Annotated in this window: 18 protein-coding genes; 10 read left to right on the top strand and 8 right to left on the bottom strand. The window is 74.2% G+C overall.

The features are described 5' to 3' along the window. Nucleotides 1-6 precede the first annotated feature (6 nt). Together ACWH4W_RS21180 and ACWH4W_RS21175 are read right to left on the bottom strand one after the other, a co-directional pair. On the bottom strand, nucleotides 7-1,248 hold the full coding sequence (locus tag ACWH4W_RS21180) for a PP2C family protein-serine/threonine phosphatase (protein WP_473077280.1): 1,242 nt from the start codon (nucleotides 1,246-1,248) through the stop codon (nucleotides 7-9). Between the two features lie 610 nt (nucleotides 1,249-1,858). Then, nucleotides 1,859-2,101, bottom strand: coding sequence for a DUF6411 family protein (locus ACWH4W_RS21175; protein ID WP_473077279.1), 243 nt, complete (start codon nucleotides 2,099-2,101; stop codon nucleotides 1,859-1,861). A gap of 233 nt (nucleotides 2,102-2,334) precedes the next feature. Between ACWH4W_RS21175 and ACWH4W_RS21170 the strand changes: the two genes are divergently transcribed. Further along, a complete protein-coding gene (locus tag ACWH4W_RS21170; RefSeq protein ID WP_473077278.1) occupies nucleotides 2,335-3,468 on the top strand; it encodes a hypothetical protein in 1,134 nt (377 codons plus the stop codon). A gap of 300 nt (nucleotides 3,469-3,768) precedes the next feature. Here ACWH4W_RS21170 and ACWH4W_RS21165 read toward each other — a convergent pair whose 3' ends face one another. Next, a complete protein-coding gene (locus ACWH4W_RS21165) occupies nucleotides 3,769-5,178 on the bottom strand; it encodes an amino acid permease (protein WP_473077277.1) in 1,410 nt (469 codons plus the stop codon). A 998-nt stretch (nucleotides 5,179-6,176) separates the two neighbouring features. Here ACWH4W_RS21165 and ACWH4W_RS21160 point away from each other — a divergent pair. Both ACWH4W_RS21160 and ACWH4W_RS21155 read left to right on the top strand, forming a co-directional pair. Then, complete coding sequence (locus ACWH4W_RS21160; RefSeq protein WP_473077276.1) at nucleotides 6,177-7,013, top strand: endonuclease/exonuclease/phosphatase family protein; 837 nt, start codon at nucleotides 6,177-6,179, stop codon at nucleotides 7,011-7,013. A 62-nt stretch (nucleotides 7,014-7,075) separates the two neighbouring features. Beyond that, on the top strand, nucleotides 7,076-7,360 hold the full coding sequence (locus ACWH4W_RS21155; protein ID WP_290010432.1) for a GlsB/YeaQ/YmgE family stress response membrane protein: 285 nt from the start codon (nucleotides 7,076-7,078) through the stop codon (nucleotides 7,358-7,360). 94 nt (nucleotides 7,361-7,454) lie between these two features. On the opposite strand, the gene ACWH4W_RS21150 is transcribed toward ACWH4W_RS21155, so the two are convergent. Beyond that, entirely contained in the window at nucleotides 7,455-8,054 is a 600-nt protein-coding gene (locus tag ACWH4W_RS21150; RefSeq protein ID WP_473077275.1) for a helix-turn-helix domain-containing protein, read from the bottom strand. An 89-nt stretch (nucleotides 8,055-8,143) separates the two neighbouring features. Here ACWH4W_RS21150 and ACWH4W_RS21145 point away from each other — a divergent pair, with 89 nt between their 5' ends. Together ACWH4W_RS21145 and ACWH4W_RS21140 are read left to right on the top strand one after the other, a co-directional pair. After that, nucleotides 8,144-8,785 (top strand): SAM-dependent methyltransferase, encoded by a 642-nt coding sequence (locus ACWH4W_RS21145; RefSeq protein ID WP_473077274.1) that lies wholly within the window; start codon nucleotides 8,144-8,146, stop codon nucleotides 8,783-8,785. A 36-nt stretch (nucleotides 8,786-8,821) separates the two neighbouring features. After that, a complete protein-coding gene (locus ACWH4W_RS21140; protein WP_473077273.1) occupies nucleotides 8,822-9,322 on the top strand; it encodes a DinB family protein in 501 nt (166 codons plus the stop codon). Between the two features lie 3 nt (nucleotides 9,323-9,325). Here ACWH4W_RS21140 and ACWH4W_RS21135 read toward each other — a convergent pair whose 3' ends face one another. Continuing rightward, nucleotides 9,326-10,234 (bottom strand): alpha/beta fold hydrolase, encoded by a 909-nt coding sequence (locus ACWH4W_RS21135; RefSeq protein WP_473077272.1) that lies wholly within the window; start codon nucleotides 10,232-10,234, stop codon nucleotides 9,326-9,328. Between the two features lie 79 nt (nucleotides 10,235-10,313). Between ACWH4W_RS21135 and ACWH4W_RS21130 the strand changes: the two genes are divergently transcribed. Both ACWH4W_RS21130 and ACWH4W_RS21125 read left to right on the top strand, forming a co-directional pair. Next, complete coding sequence (locus ACWH4W_RS21130; protein ID WP_473077271.1) at nucleotides 10,314-10,925, top strand: TetR/AcrR family transcriptional regulator; 612 nt, start codon at nucleotides 10,314-10,316, stop codon at nucleotides 10,923-10,925. Nucleotides 10,926-11,143: 218 nt separating this feature from the next. Beyond that, a complete protein-coding gene (locus ACWH4W_RS21125; protein WP_473077270.1) occupies nucleotides 11,144-12,043 on the top strand; it encodes an NAD-dependent protein deacetylase in 900 nt (299 codons plus the stop codon). Nucleotides 12,044-12,064: 21 nt separating this feature from the next. On the opposite strand, the gene ACWH4W_RS21120 is transcribed toward ACWH4W_RS21125, so the two are convergent. The 3 genes from ACWH4W_RS21120 to ACWH4W_RS21110 all read right to left on the bottom strand — a co-directional run bounded on the left by ACWH4W_RS21120 (nucleotide 12,065) and on the right by ACWH4W_RS21110 (nucleotide 13,361). Beyond that, on the bottom strand, nucleotides 12,065-12,553 hold the full coding sequence (locus ACWH4W_RS21120) for a VOC family protein (RefSeq protein ID WP_473077269.1): 489 nt from the start codon (nucleotides 12,551-12,553) through the stop codon (nucleotides 12,065-12,067). Nucleotides 12,554-12,691: 138 nt separating this feature from the next. Next, nucleotides 12,692-12,865 carry a VOC family protein gene (locus tag ACWH4W_RS21115; RefSeq protein WP_473077268.1) on the bottom strand — a complete coding sequence of 58 codons (174 nt, stop codon included), beginning with the start codon at nucleotides 12,863-12,865 and terminating at the stop codon, nucleotides 12,692-12,694. A gap of 109 nt (nucleotides 12,866-12,974) precedes the next feature. Beyond that, the gene (locus ACWH4W_RS21110; RefSeq protein WP_473077267.1) at nucleotides 12,975-13,361 is read right to left on the bottom strand and encodes a winged helix-turn-helix transcriptional regulator; all 387 of its coding nucleotides are present in this window, start codon (nucleotides 13,359-13,361) and stop codon (nucleotides 12,975-12,977) included. 79 nt (nucleotides 13,362-13,440) lie between these two features. Here ACWH4W_RS21110 and ACWH4W_RS21105 point away from each other — a divergent pair, with 79 nt between their 5' ends. From ACWH4W_RS21105 to ACWH4W_RS21095, 3 genes are all read left to right on the top strand, one after another. After that, the gene (locus tag ACWH4W_RS21105) at nucleotides 13,441-13,851 is read left to right on the top strand and encodes a Rid family hydrolase (protein WP_473077266.1); all 411 of its coding nucleotides are present in this window, start codon (nucleotides 13,441-13,443) and stop codon (nucleotides 13,849-13,851) included. A gap of 133 nt (nucleotides 13,852-13,984) precedes the next feature. Further along, complete coding sequence (locus tag ACWH4W_RS21100) at nucleotides 13,985-14,353, top strand: sortase-dependent protein (protein WP_473077265.1); 369 nt, start codon at nucleotides 13,985-13,987, stop codon at nucleotides 14,351-14,353. Next, nucleotides 14,350-14,973 carry a class F sortase gene (locus tag ACWH4W_RS21095; protein WP_473077264.1) on the top strand — a complete coding sequence of 208 codons (624 nt, stop codon included), beginning with the start codon at nucleotides 14,350-14,352 and terminating at the stop codon, nucleotides 14,971-14,973. The genes ACWH4W_RS21100 and ACWH4W_RS21095 overlap by 4 nt, the downstream gene beginning before the upstream one ends. The last annotated feature ends 81 nt before the right edge of the window (nucleotides 14,974-15,054 follow it).

The following is a 15,054-nucleotide window of genomic DNA, read 5'->3' as shown; positions in this document are numbered from 1 at the left end:
CCGGGTCTACAGGCGCACGACGATCAGGGCGATGTCGTCGCGGCCGCCGTCGGCCACGCCCAGCCGGGTGAGCAGGGTGTCGGCGAGGGGCTCCGGGTCGAGGTCCGCGTGACGGGCGAGCGTGTCGGTGAGGCGCAGCAGACCCGCGTCGATGTCCTCGCCCCGGCGCTCGATCAGCCCGTCGGTGTAGAGCACCAGGGTGTCGCCGGGCGCGTAGGGGACGGTGGCCTGCGGACGCCGGGTCTCTCTGGTGAGGACTCCCAGCGGCGGGTCGGTGGCCTGGTCGAGCAGGATCACGGTGCCGTCCCGTCGTCCCAGCACCGGTGGCGGGTGACCGGCGCAGGTGTAGGTGATGCGTCGGCCGCGGGTGTCGACGACGGCCTTGGCCGCGGTGGTCGCCAGCGCGCCCTCGAAGGTCTGGGCGTACCGGCTGAGGAGGTCCATCGCCGCGCCGGGTTCGTGGATGGCGCGCACGGCGGCGGACAGGGCGCTGCGCAGCATGCCCATGACGGCCGCCGCCTCCAGGCCGTGGCCGACGACGTCCCCGACCGCCACCGTGAAGCTGTCGTCGGCCAGGTCCACCACGTCGTACCAGTCGCCGCACACGTTGAGGGAGCGGGTGGCCGGCATGTAGCGCACCGCTATGCCGCGGTGCGCGGCCAGGTCCGGGGCGTGCAGCATGACGTCCTGGAGGGCCAGGGCGGTGCGGCGTTCCCAGTCGTGGGCGGCGCGGAGCTTTTCGTTGGTCTCCTGCAGTTGCCGCGCCTTCGCGTACAGCTCCGCCTCCGTCACCGCCCGGGCTCGCACCCGGCCCGTCGGCGTGTCGTGGACGGGGCGGGACAGCAGGAACTCGGTCATGTCCTCGATGCGGTGGACGATCCACTCGATCTCGCCGTCGGGGCCGAGAACGGGCGTGTTGACCGGCGACCACCAGCGTTCCTCGAAGGCTCCGGGCCGGCCGGGCACCGCCAGGTCGTACCGCTGCGCGGCGAGGGCGTCGGGTTCCTTGGACCGCAGGACGCGCTGCAGGGAGGCGCTCAGATTGCGGATGCCGTCCGCCGCCGGGTCCTCGGGGTTGTCCGGGTAGACGTCGAAGAGGTACTGGCCGACCAGTTCGTCGCGGGTACGGCCGGTCACTTTGAGATACATCTCGTTGACGTCGACGACCATGAGGTCCGCGTCCAGCACCAGGTACGGGCTGGGCAGGACGGAGAAGAGGGTCTGGTGGTCGACCCGCGATAGGCTCATGTGCGGTCTCCCGTCGGCGCCGGCGCGTCACCGTCAGTATGCGCCGTCAGGCTCCGGTCCGTCGGGTCGCCCGGCGCCGGAGGGGTACGGGCTCCGCGAGGAGTGCCGCGGGCCGGCGCAGTCCCCTCGGGGGACGCGGCGACGACGCCGCCCGGCGACCGGGGGCGGACACCGTGACGCCGACCTCCGTCACCGACGTCTCCGTCGGCGGGGCCGTGCAGGGCCCCGGTCCGGCGGACGAGGGGTCGCGGTGAAGACGCTCACCGGTCCGGGCCGGGCGTGCACGACGCTCCGGAGCCCCCGCCGCAGCCGTGCGGTGACGCAAGGAGCGGACGTCCGGTGAGCTCCGGGCGCACGGCAGCGGGCCATGGGTGCGGCGGTCGGCCGCCGGGGGGCTGATCGACGAGGTGGTCCTGCTCATCCACCTCGTGAGCGTGGGCCGGGGCACGCGACCGTTCCCGGCCGACGGCCCGGACGGCACGCTCGGGCCGGTGGGCTCACGGGCACGCCGGGCGGCGTGACGCTCCCGGTCTCCACCGGCCCGCCGGCCGGCCGCGGTACGCGGCGGTGGTACCGGACCGGACGTCGTGACCTGGGCTTCCGCCCCGGGTCAGAACGGCATCTTGCCGCGCGCCCGGCGGCCGGCGGAGCCGCTGCGGCCGACGGCGCGGGAGCTGGAGCTGAAGGGCTTGCTGAGGAGCCGGCCGAGCGGACCCGGGGCCTTGGAACCGGCGCGCGAGCCGAAACCCAGGGTGCGTTGCGTGCCGTTCTGCGGGTGCCGGGACAGGCGTGGGACGAGAAAGGCGAGCAGGGCGATGACCACGCAGACGGCGACGATGCCGACGACCATCATGGAAACCTCCAGGGGTGTTCCGGTGGGGCGGTGAACCGCGGACCGGGCGGTCCGTGCGACCACTCGTTCCCGCTCCCGGCGCGAACACGCTTCCGGATCCGTGCCGCGTACCGGGCCGTGCACCAGGCTTCACGGGGGCACCGTGATCCCCACGTGATCGTGGGCGCGTAAGGTCCCCCGAGCCACGGGGAGTTCGTGGCGCCGATGAGGAACACGGGGTACGGGGGCGGGACATGGAGTACCGGCATGCGGCGGTACCGGCCGTGGCGGGCGGGCTCATGCTGACGCTGCTGCTGTGGTGGGCGGGGGCGAGCGCCGACGCGCTGGACCTGGACGGCGCCACCGGCGCGCTGGGCGTCGAGACGGCCGCCGCGCTGCGGACCTGGCTGTCGCCGTGGGCGTACGACCCGCGGCCCGGCGGTCCGGTCGCGGTGACCGCCGACGGCCCCAGCTATCTCGCCCTGCGTGACACGGCGATGCAGATCCGCTTCGTCGCCGTGTTCCTGTTCTACGCCGCCGGGGCCCTGCTGCTGGTCCGGCGGCTCCCGGCGGAGCGCGGCCGGATCTGGCAGGCGCTGCTCGCGCTGTGGGCCTGGGGCGTGGTGGCGGGGACCCTGGCGGTGACGGTGTCGGCTCCCTGGATGATCGCGTCCGGCGGACGCGGCAGTCACCGGTTCCTGCCGCAGTTCGCCGCGCTCTCCGCGTCCGGACGGACGGTGCTGGTGCCGCTGGCGCTCGCCGCGGCGGCGTGGACGGTGTGCGTGACCCGGCTGGCGCTGAAGGACACCGAGCCGCAGCCGCGCCGGGACGTCCCGGCGCGGGCCGCCGTCGTCGCCGCGACCGCGGGGACCGTGGTCGTCGCGGTGTCCGTGGTCGTGCTGTCGTACCAGGCGAACGCGGCACGGATCCAGACGGTGTTCACGGGTGACGGGCGCCTCGGCGAGCCGGGTGATCTACTGCGCCAGTGGCTGCTGCTGGGCGCCTGGGCCGGCCCGTCCGGGGCCGGGTTCGGGGACTGGCTGCTGGTGCGGTTCGGGGACGTGCTGCTGCTCGTGGTGGTGTGGTGCGCGCTGCGGTGGCTGCCGGGGGCGCTCACCCGGGTCTCGGTCCCGGCGATGGCGGCGGGCGCGGTGTGCGCCGTCGTCCTCGGGCTGCTCGTGCGGCACCTGTGGCGCGTGGCCGCCGACGGCGGGACGACGTACTGGCATCTGCTCCGGGCGGCGTCCGGCCTCGGTGACGGGACGAGCGCGGCGGTGCTGTGGGGCACGCTCGCGGGCGTCACGGCCACCGTGGTGCTGCGGACCGCGCGGCGGCGTACGGCGGCGCCCGCGCCCTCGTCGACGGCCGGCGCGGAGTCCGACGGGTAGGGTCGGTGCCGGGTCTGTCCGTCCGGGAAGTCGGGGGCGGCCTTCAGGACACCGGCCGGAAGCAGCCCGCGGACGCCGCTGAGCAGGCGGGGTTCCGGCAGGCGCCGTTCGCCGGTCCGCGGGGCGTCCGGCCGGGGCGACGGGTGGGCGGGTTCGTGCATCGCCGGCGGGCTCCGCCGGGAGGGACGGGGACGTGCGCCGTGTCCTGGATCAACTGCCGGACCGCCCGGAGGCGACGCCCTCGCGCGGAAGCTGCCCCATGTGCCCGAGTCCGCTACCGGGAGCCCGCGCTCCTGCCGGTCACCGCTCGGCCGTGCCGTTCGCTGCCCGCTGCCTCCGGGCGGCCATGACGGCGTAGACCAGCACGCCGCCGAAGAGGAAGAGCACGCCCTGGTAGACGGCCTGGTATCCGGCGCCGGCGACCAGCCACAGCGAGAACGCGGCGGCGACCGAGGCGACGATCAGGTCGCGGACCAGGCGCCCGCGGTCGACGCGGTCCCGCTGCCCGGAGACGAGATGGAAGAGCTGCGCGGCCGTGGCGAGCAGGTAGGGCACGGTCGCGGTGAAGGTGGTGACCAGGACCAGCGTCTCGAACACCCGGGCCGTGCCGGAGGCGTAGTTGTACACGGTGAGCAGCGAGGCGAGGAGCACGGTGACGCCGACGCCGACCGTCGGCACGCCGCGCCGCTTGCGGGCCAGGGCGCGCGGGAACAGCCCGTCCTCGGCGGCGGCGTAGGAGGTCTGGGCGCTGAGCAGGGTCCAGCCGTTGAGGCAGCCGGTCATCGACACGAGCGCGGCGAGCGCCACCGCCCAGCCGCCCCAGGCACCGCCGAACATGGTGGTGACGGCGTCCGAGAACGGCGCGCCGGACTCGACGAGCCGGTCGTGGGCGACCGTGCCGAAGACGGCGAGTGTTCCCAGCAGGTAGACGACGGCCGCTCCGGCGGTGCCGATGACGGTGGCGCGGCCCACGGTGCGCCGGGCGTCGCGCACCTCGCCCGCGCTGACGGCGGCGGACTCCACGCCGAGGTAGGAGAAGAGCAGGATGGCGGCCGCGGCGGAGACCGCGCCCATCGCGCTCTCCCCGCCCGCCCGGAAGGGTCCGAGGTTGTCCGCGTCGAAGGCGAACAGTCCGCCGACGGCGACGAGCAGCAGCGGCACCAGCTTGAGCACGGTGGACACCACCTGCACGGCCCCGACGTAGCGGGTGCCGGCGAAGTTGGCGAGGGCGGGCAGCCACTGCACGACGAGTGCGGCGAGGCAGGCGGTCCACCGGTGCTCGCCCACCGGGATCAGCACGTCGAGGTAGCCGACGGCGGCCACGGCGAGGGCCGCGTTGGACACCCAGGTCGTGATCCAGTACGCCCAGGCGGCGAGGAACCCGGCGAAGTCGCCGAAGGCCTCACGGGCGTAGACGTACGGGCCTCCGGTGCGGGGGTCCCGTTCGGCGAGGCGCCCGAAGACCAGGGCCAGTGCGATCGCCCCGACGGTCAGCACGCCGAAGGCGAGGAGGCTGATGGTGCCGTACGGGGCGATGGACGCGGGGAGCAGGAAGATGCCGCCGCCGATGATGTTGCCCATGACCAGCGCGGTGGCGACGGGCAGTCCGAAGCGGCGGGTGCGCCGTCCCGTGCCGTCGGGGCGGGCGGGGCCGCCGGACGTGTCCTGCGGGGCCGGAGCCGGTGGGGGGACGGTTCCGGTGACGTGCATGGGGTGGTGCGCCTCTCGTCGAACGGGTGCCCGGGATCGCCGGGCCGGAGACATGGTCGGACATGGCCACGGAACGCTCCAAATCGGGCGTAATCGTCCTGCCGGGGGCCGTCCGGCGCAGGAAAAGGTGCACTGTGAAGGCATGTGGACGCCGAATCGTCCGGCGGTGCGCGCGGGCGTCCGCGCCGTCCGCGTCCGGCGGTGGCGTGAGGCGCGATCCCGTTCCCGGGCCCCGCGGAGGCGGTCCGTGCCGGACCGGTCCCCCCTCCGGCTGGGGCGGCACGTCAGGACCGGCCCGGGGATCCCGTCGGCGTCCGGCCTGGCCGTCGGGGCCCTGCTCGGCGAGGCGGCGCTCGCCCCGGACGGGGCCGGCCGCGCTCGACGGCCGCCTCGACGTGGTCGAGATGATCGCCTCCCCCGCGTGACCACAGCGTCCACGCCCTGTCGTGGGTGGACCCCGCGGCGTCGCTGGTCTCGACGGTCGCGGACCTCGACCGCTTCTGCGCGATGCCGCCGGCCGGGGAGATCGCCGCCCCGTCCTCGCCGGCCGAGACGCGGCGCACCGTGCCCGTGCTCTCCCAGCAGGGACGGACGATCGACCACGGCCTCGGTCCGCACCCGCTGGAGTCCCCGAGCCCGGGACAGGACCCCTGCCGGGGGCACGGCGGCACGGTGTGGGGCGGGTGGGACGCCGGCGATGGCGCGTGCCGACGGCGGCCGTCAGTGGTCGTGTCGCCGTCGACCTCCGGCGGTGGAACGAGCCCGACGCCTCCGGCCGCCCGGCGCCGCACGCCGTCGGCGCGGCTCCGGTGGCCTTCCACCGCCTGGCGGCGAGCGGCCGACCCGGCGTGTGACGCCGCGTCGGCCGCGCCCAGGGTTCGTCAACTCCCGGCGGACGGGCGGTCGGCCGGTCCTCACACGCTGCTGACACCCCCGTCGCCTACCCTCGGTGCAGGAGGCACCGAACAGCGGTGCGGGGCCGCGCAGAGGAGGCGGGGGTGCTCGGTAGAGGTGCGTGGCTGCTCGCGGGCGCCGTCGTCGCGGCCTGCATGATGCTGCTCGGCCCCAGCACGCCCGCCGGCGCCCCCTTCGCCAGGACGGTGCCGGTGGACGCCGCGAAGGACGTGGTGCCCCACCGGGTCATGACGTGGAACCTCTGCAACCCCTGTGAGGAGAGCAACGTCGACCGGGCGGCGGAGATCGCCGCGTACGCGCCCCAGGTCGTCGGCCTCCAGGAGGCGTGCGTCCGGGACGTCGAACGGATCAGGGACCACCTGGCCAACCTGCACGGGCTGGACTACCACGTCGAGTACGGCCCGGTGCTGCGCAACTGGAGCCGGTGCGGCGGCGCTCCGTGGAAGCCGGGCGGTTACGGGCAGGCTCTGTTGTCGGCGGCCCCGATGACCGACGTCGTCACGGAGGAGTATCCGGACGGCGGCTCGGAGGACCGCGGCTACCTCGCCGTCACCACGGAGGTCGCCGGACAGACCGTACGGGTCTTCAACACGCATCTGGCGCAACGGCGTCAGGAGGCGGTGCGCGAGAAGCAGACCGCGGTGCTCGCCCCGCGGGTCGCCCGGTACCAGCGGGCCATCGTGCTCGGGGACTTCAACGCCGTACCGGACTCCCCCGAACTCGCTCCGATGTGGGCGCTCGCCGAGGACACGGACGCCGGGTGCCGGCCGCCGGGCGCCGGCGCCTGCGAGCCGACGACGGACTGGCAGAGCAAGTTCGACTACGTGTTCCTGCGCGGCATTTCGGCGCTGGGGCACGAGGTGCGGCCCAGTCGGTATTCCGATCACCATCTGCTGCACACCGACGTCACCGCGAACTGATTTTGTTAGGACGCCCGATTCGCGGATACACGTTTGACGAACCGACGTCAAAGGAGTCAGTGATGGGCATTATCGCTTGGATTTTCATCGGTCTGATCGCCGGCGCCATCGCCAAGGCGCTCATGCCGGGCAAGGACCCGGGCGGCATCATCATCACCATGCTCATCGGTATCGCCGGTGGTCTGCTCGGCGGTTTCCTCGGCAAGGTGATTTTCGGGGTCGACTCGATCGACGGCTTCTTCGACCTGTCGACCTGGATCGCGGCCATCATCGGCTCTGTCATTCTCCTCGCCCTGTACCGGATGTTCACCGGTCGCAGCCACCGAGGCGGTCACGCCCACGCCTAAAGGCGTATTCGACGGTGTGATGTGACACCCGCAGGCACCGGCCTGCACCCGCGGAAGGCCCCCGTTCGAGGACGGGGGCCTTCCGCACGCTCGCTCACGCTTTGTCGCGTCCGGTGCGCGGGCCGGTGCGCAGGTGGGCGCGGACGCCCTGGAGGCCGAAGAGGACGAGGAGTTCGACCGCCCTGCCGTCGGCGCTGCCCAGCCAGTGCGGCAGGGAGGTGTCGAACTCGGCCGCCTCGCCCGGCGACAGCGTCAGGTCACGCTCCCCGACGAGGAGCCGCAGCCGGCCGTTGAGGACGTAGAGCCACTCGGCGCCCTCGTGGGTCTGCGGGGTCGGCTCGGCGGGCTCCGGCCGGGCGGGGATCATCAACTTGAAGGCGTGCACCCCGCCCGGGCGACGCGACAACGGCACGTAGGTCATCCCGGACCGGGTGACCGGCTTCAGGTGGATCCGCGGGTCACCGGTGCGCGGCGCCCCCACCAGGTCGTCCAGCGGCACGTCGTACAGGCGGGACAGCGGCAGCAGCAGCTCCAGCGTCGCCCGGCGCTGTCCGCTCTCCAGCCGGGACAGGGTGCTCTCGGAGACGCCGGTGGCCGCCGCCACGCCGGCGAGGGTGAGGCCGCGTTCCCGGCGCAGCGCGCGGAGCCGTGCGCCCACGGCGTCCAGCACGTCGTCATCCGTTCTGCCGTTCACGGGGCCAGCTTGCCACAACGGCAAGATTCCGTGCCGGAACGGTGCGTGGCTGCCGAGACTGAGCTCATCGACGACCTGAGGGAGTTCCGGTGAACACTCCGACGAGCAGCACCGATGCGGTCACGTTCTGGGACGGCGTGCACGCCGCCCGGCCCGCGACGGACAGCCCGCCGCCGCCCAATGTCCGGCTGACGGAGACGGTGACGGGTCTGCCGCCCGGCGACGCCCTGGACCTGGGGTGCGGAAACGGCGGCGACGCGCTGTGGCTGGCCCGCCGGGGATGGCGGGTCACCGCGGCCGACATCTCGGCCGTCGCGGTCGAACGGCTCACCGCCCTGGCCCGCTCGCACGGCGTCCACGACCGGCTCACCGCAGTCCGGCTGGACCTGCGGACGTCGTTCCCGCCCGGCACGTTCGACCTGGTCAGCGCCCACTATCTGCACACCCCGTACGACCTGGACCGGTCGGCCGTGCTGCGTTCGGCCGCCCACGCGCTACGGCCGGGCGGGCGCCTGCTGGTCGTGGACCACGGCTCGACCGCGCCCTGGTCCTGGAACCAGGACCCCGCCATCCGTCACCCGAGCCCGCAGGAGGTCGCCAGGGGTACCGGGCTCGATCCGGCGGTCTGGACCGTGGAGCGGGCCGACGCGCCCCGCCGCACCGCGACCGGCCCGGACGGCAGCACGGCCGAGGTGACCGACCATGTCCTGCTCGTCCGGCGCACCGCCTGAGCCGGCGGCCGCCCCCGGCTCGTGAAGGAGAACGTGATGCCCTCCCCCGCGCACCGCCGCCGTCGCCGCGGCACTCCGCCGCCCCGGACGGGCGGCGGCGAGACCGAGGTGCTGCGCGCCTTCCTCGACCATCTGCGGACGTCCGTCGCCGCGAAGGTCGAGGACGCGCCGGAACCTCGGGCACGCGCCGCCATGGTGCCGTCGGGGACGAACCTGCTGGGCCTGCTCACCCACCTGACGTGGGTGGAGCGGTCGCTGTTCCTCGGGGAGACGGTGACGGACTGGCCGTCCACGTTCCACGCCGGTTCCGAGGACGGTGTGGCCGACGTCGTGGCCCGGTACCGCGAGGCGGTCGAGCGGGCCAACGGCGTCCTCGACCGATGCGCGGATCCCGCCGCGCCCCTCCCCCGGCCGCGGCCGGGGCGCCCCGCCCCCAGCGTCCGCTGGGCCCTCACCCACATGATCGAGGAGACCGGGCGGCACGCGGGGCACGCGGACATCCCGCGCGAACCGGTCGACGGGGCAACGGGACGGTGAGCTTCATGACGCCGGTGCGTCGACCCCTGCTTCGGCCCCGGCCACGGCTCCAGCCCTTGCTTCGGCTTCGGCTTCGGCTTCGGCGAGGAACTCACGGATCTCGTGGACGACGCGGTCGGGTGCGTCTTCCATGAGGAAGTGTCCGGCGCCGGGCACGACGACGAGTTCCGCACCGGGGATGTCGTCCCGCAGCCGCTCGGCGTAGTGCACGGGCTGCCACTCGTCCTCCGCACCCCACAGGATGCGCACGGGCATGGTCAGCTCCCCGAGCCGGCCGGAAATCTCCTGGGTGTAGCGCGCGTCGTAGTGGCGGACCTGGTGCTCGAAGAAGGAGGTGCGGCCGAGCCGCGACCCGTGGGGCGCCAGGTACGCGCGCAGGACGTCGCCGGTCATCAGCGACTTGTCGGCGACCGTCATGGTGAGCTGGCGGGTCAGCAGGGCGTCGAAGTCCTCCTGCGCCATGGTCGCGTACGCGTCCAGCTCCTCGTCGATGACGCGGCGCCAGGTGGGCGAGGGCCACGAGTCGTAGCTCACCGAGTCCATGATCATCAGTCGGCGTACCCGGCCGGGGTGCGCGAGGGCGAAGCGCAGGGCGATGGCACCGCCGATGTCGTGTGCCACCAGGGTGACCCGGTCGACGTCGAGGGCGTCGAGGAGGTGTCCGAGGAGGCCGGTCTGGCCGGCGACCGAGGTGTCCCGGTGCGCGGGGCGTTCGGAGAGGCCGTACCCGAGCAGGTCGTAGGTGATGGTGCGGTGGCCGGCCGCTTCGACGCGGGGGACGACGTCACGCCACTCGTGGGAGTGGGAGGGCGTGCCGTGGAGGAAGACCACCGGCTCGCCGCTGCCACTGCCGCTGTCGCGGTAGGCCAGCCGCACTCCGTCGACGATGAGGTGGTCGGTCAGGGTCGTCATCGTGCCCTCCTCGGGGGTGGGGCGTCGCCGCTCCGCCCTGTAGACTATGTAGACCAGTCTACATAGGGAAGGGTGCGTCATGACGGGACGGCGGCAGTCGGCGGAACCGGCGAGGCCGGAGAGGCGACGGCCCGCGCGCGAGCGGATTCTGCGGGCCGCCGCACGGCGCTTCTACCAGGAGGGCGTGACGGCCACGGGTATCGACACCATCACCGCCGAGGCCGGCGTGGCCAAGATGAGCCTCTACAACAACTTCTCCTCCAAGGCCGATCTCGTCCGCGCCTATCTGGACGACCGGCACGAGGACTGGCTGGCGCGGTACCGGGAGCGCGTGGGGCCGGAGCCTGACCCCCGCGACGGCGTGCTGGCCGTCTTCGACACCTACATCGCCGGTGCCGACTCCCCCGCCACCGGCGGCTTCCGGGGGTGCGGACTGCTCAACGCGGCCGCGGAGATGCCCACCGGGCACGAGGGGCGGGCGCAGGTGCGCCGGCAGAAGGAGGTGGTGGAGCGGATGATCGCGGAGCACGTCACGGCGCTGCTGCCCGGCCGCCCCGATGCCGCCCGGACCACGGCACGGCAGATCGCCTTCCTGCTGGAGGGGGCGATGGTGCGGGCGGGTCTGGAAGGCGACAGCCGCTGTCTGCGGGACGCACGCGCGATGGCGGAGCGGCTGCTGGACCAGGCGTGACCGTCCGGCTCCGGTGAGGGCTCGTCGCCGGTCCGCCCGCGATGACCCGCGGGCGGATCCCGCGCCGCCCGCGGCGGCCTGGGACGCGGAGCGGTATGTCGCGGTTCCGCTCCGGCGCCCTCGGCTCCCGCTCGTCACCCAGGTCCTTCGCAGGCGCCCGCGGGCTACGGATCACAGGACCGGCGGAGGGTTCGCAGCGGTTCCGTACCCTGGATGACATGCGCGTGCGCCCCACTTTGAGCTGGACCCCGGCGGGAGACCTGCCGCCGGCCACCACGAACCTGGACCCCGTCGTCGACGCGCTGCGCGCCCGCGGCGTGCTGGTGCTCACCGGGGCCGGCATCTCCACGGAGTCCGGCATCCCCGACTACCGCGGCGAGGGCGGGAGCCTGAGCCGGCACACCCCGATGACGTTCCAGGAGTTCGTCGGCGGGGCCGCCGCCCGGCGGCGGTACTGGGCGCGCAGCCATCTCGGCTGGCGCACCTTCGGCCGCGCCCGGCCCAACGCCGGGCACCGGGCCGTGGCGGCGTTCGCCCGGCACGGCCTGGTGTCGGGTGTGATCACCCAGAACGTCGACGGGCTGCACCAGGCCGCCGGCAGCGAGGGCGTGGTGGAACTGCACGGGAGTCTGGACCGGGTGGTCTGCCTCTCGTGCGGGCGGATGAGTCCGCGCGGTGACCTCGCGGAGCGGCTGGAGGCGGCCAACCCCGGCTTCTCGCCGGTGGCCGCGGGGATCAACCCCGACGGCGACGCCGACCTCACCGACGACCAGGTCGTCGGCTTCCGCGTGGTGCCGTGCGCGGTGTGCGGCGGCGTCCTCAAGCCGGACGTGGTGTTCTTCGGGGAGACCGTGCCGCCGCAGCGGGTCGAGCTGTGCCGGCGGATGGTCCGGGAGTCGTCCTCCCTGCTGGTCCTGGGCTCGTCGCTGACGGTGATGTCGGGGCTGAGGTTCGTCCGGCTGGCGGCGGAGAGCGGCAAGCCCGTGCTGATCGTCAACCGGGACCAGACCCGCGGCGACCGGCACGCCCTGGCGCGGGTCGGGCTGCCGCTGGGCCCGGCGCTCACCACCGTGGCCGAGCGGCTGGGCGTGGCGGTCGAGGACGCGGCGGCCGCCTGAACGGCCGCTCCGCCGCCGCGGTCACCCTCCGGCGGCGGCCAGGCGTCGCCGGAGTTCGTCCTCGCTCACGTCCTCGAGGTGGGTGAGGAACACCCACAGGTGTCCCGAGGGGTCGCGGAGGATCACCGTGCGGTCCCCGTGGAACATGTCCGTCGGCGGCTGGAGGATCTCCGCGCCCTCCGCCTCCGCCCGCGCGGCCAGCGCGTCGACGTCCGGCACGAACACGTGCAGCGTGACGGAGGTGCCGCCGCCGAGGAAGGCGGGCGCGGTGAAGGAGGCGTCCTCCGCCTCCTTCACGCTCGCGTCGCCCAGCATCAGCGTCGACCGTCCCACGGTGATCTCGGCGTGCAGCACTCCCCCGCCCGGCGCCTCCAGCCGGAAGTCCTCACGCGCGCCGAACGCCCGCCGGTAGAAGTCGATCGCGGCCGCGGCGTCGTCGACCATGATGTGCGGGACCACCGCGTAGTGGTAACGGTCGGGGATCTCCGCCTCGGCCGTGCGCTCGTCCATGACAGACCTCCTCGTGCGGCGCCGCGACCGAATGCCGAGGCTCTCGAGGACGACCGTAGGAACTCGACTTAGGTTGAGGTCAAGGTGGTTCGGTGAGGGTCTCGACGGCCGGTGGGGCGCCCTCGGCGCGCGGGGCGGTCAGGCGATCCGTTCCGCCGGCGCGACGATGACGCCCGCGGGGCCGCGCAGACGGTGGGCGTTCTCGTACTGGACCACCTCGCCGAGGAGTTCGGCTCCGTGGCGGCGCAGACGGGTGATCGTGTCGTCCAGGTCGTCGACGACGGCCACGTCGTCCGTCCGCCGGATCGCCACGCATCGCTCCTTCACGCGTCGCGCGCCGCGTTCCGCGGCCAGTGGTGCACCCGGGACGCGGCCCGTGCCCTGTTCCCGGCGCCGGCGCGGGCCGCGGGAGTCCTCGGCCTCACTCGAGGTCGAGGTCGAGGTCGAAGGCGCGGCGGGCCCGCTCGATCTCGGGCAGGTGGGCCGTGGCCCACTCCAGCAGCACGTCGACCGGGCGCCGCATGGTCTTGCCGAGCGGGGTGATGCGGTACTCGACGGCGACGGGACGGGAACTGACGACCTCACGCTCGACGATGCCGTTGCGTTCGAGCCGGCGCAGGGTCGCGGTGAGGGACTTCTGGGTCACCGCGGGGATGGCGCGGCGCAGGTCGTTGAACCGGCGGGGCCGCTCGCAGAGTTCGTTGAGGACGCTCAGCGACCACTTGTCCAGCACCTGGTCGAGCAGCTCGCGGTGTGCGGTCTCGATCCTCAACTCGCCGCCGGCGCGGCCGCCTTCGGTTTCCGGCACGATACCTGGTCTCCTTGAAGTGTCCTTCTTCTACCAAGTATCAAAGGTATACCTATTGTTTCGACACGAGGAGTCCCCCGTGGCCGTCCGCCGTTTCACGCCCGAAGGCATGCTGCAGCCCACCCCGTACGAGCACGTCGCCGTGGGGACGGGCACCCGTCACGTGCACGTCAGCGGGCAGGTCGCCCGCACCGCCGACGGGGCTCCGCTCGCCCCGGGGGACCTCGCCGGGCAGGTCGCCCACGCGCTCCGGGGCACGGCGCGCGGCCTGCGCGGCGCGGGCGCCTCCTTCGACGACGTCCTGCGTCTGACCTTCTACGTCACCGACTGGGCGCCGGAGAAGATCGGCCCGTTCATGGCGGGGGTCGAGGAGGTCGCCGAGGAGATCGGCCTGCCGCTGCCGCTCCCGCCCGCGTCCCTCATCGGCGTCGACCACCTCTTCGAGCCCGACGTGCTGGTCGAGGTGGAGGCGACGGCGATCCTCGACTGAGCCCGCCGCCACCGGCGTTCGCGCCTTTACCTTCTCTTTGCAACCTGGGCCTCCGCTCCCTCGTCTCTCCGCACGATCCATCCCCCAGCCCGCCGGGCGACCGTGCGGGCGGACCCAGGAAAGAGAGCGTTCCATGCGCCGAAACGTCCTGAGCGGAGCGGCACTCGCCTGCACCGCCGTGCTGGCCACCGCGATGCCGGCGTTCGCCGACGACCCCTCCCCCGTCCCCGATGCGGCGGTCTCCGCCGGCTCCGGCGACCAGGTGTCCGAGGACCCGAGCCCGGTTCCGGCCGAGCCCGGGGCCGCCGAGCCGACCCAGGCGCCGGCGGAGGAGGCCGACGGGGTCACCGTGGTGCCGAGCGGAGCCCCGGACACCGGCGACGCCCCGGTCGCCGCGCAGTCCGGCGGCGACGGCCTGCTGATCGGCGGGGGCGCCGCCGCGGTGCTCGCCGCGGGCGGCGCGGCGGTCTTCCTCGTGCGCCGGCGGGCGTCCGGGGCATGACACCGTTCTCCAGGCGCGCCGTCGTCACCGTGGCCGCGGCCTGCCTGGCCGCGGGCTGCGGCGGCGGGGCCGGCCCCGCCGCCGACCGGCCGGCCACGACGGAACCGCCGGGGCCCCGGACACCGGCGGCGGTTTCCCCCGCCTCCGGGCCGCGTCCCCTGGTGCGTTCGGTCCCGGTCGGTCTGGAGATCCCCGCCATCGGGGTCGACACCCGGGTCGTACGGCTGGGGCTGGCCCCGGACCGCACGGTGGAGGTCCCCCCGGTCACGGCGGACGACCCGGCCGGCTGGTACCGGCACTCCCCCACGCCGGGCCGGCCGGGTCCCTCGGTGATCCTGGGCCACGTCACGGTCGGCGCCCACGGCGACGGAGTCTTCCGTGACCTGGCCCGGCTGCGGCGGGACGACGGGATCACGGTGCGTCTGGAGAACGGCTCGGCGGCGGAGTTCGCCGTCGCCTCGGTCCGCACGGTCGCCAAGGCCGACTTCCCGACGGAGGACGTCTACGGCGACACCGCGCGACCGGAGCTGCGGCTCATCACGTGCGGCGGCCCGCTGGAGGAGGGCGAGTACCGCGACAACGTGATCGTCTTCGCGGCACTCCGTGCCACCGCCCCCTGACCCCGCACGGCGTGCCGGGCCGCCACACCGGCGGCCCGGCATCCGGCCGCCCCCGTTCCCCGTCGTCCCGTCGTCCCGTCG

The organism is Streptomyces sp. DSM 120436 (genome assembly GCF_055778765.1).
Note: the sequence above shows the minus strand (reverse complement) of the source record. Positions and strands in the feature narration are given on the sequence as shown.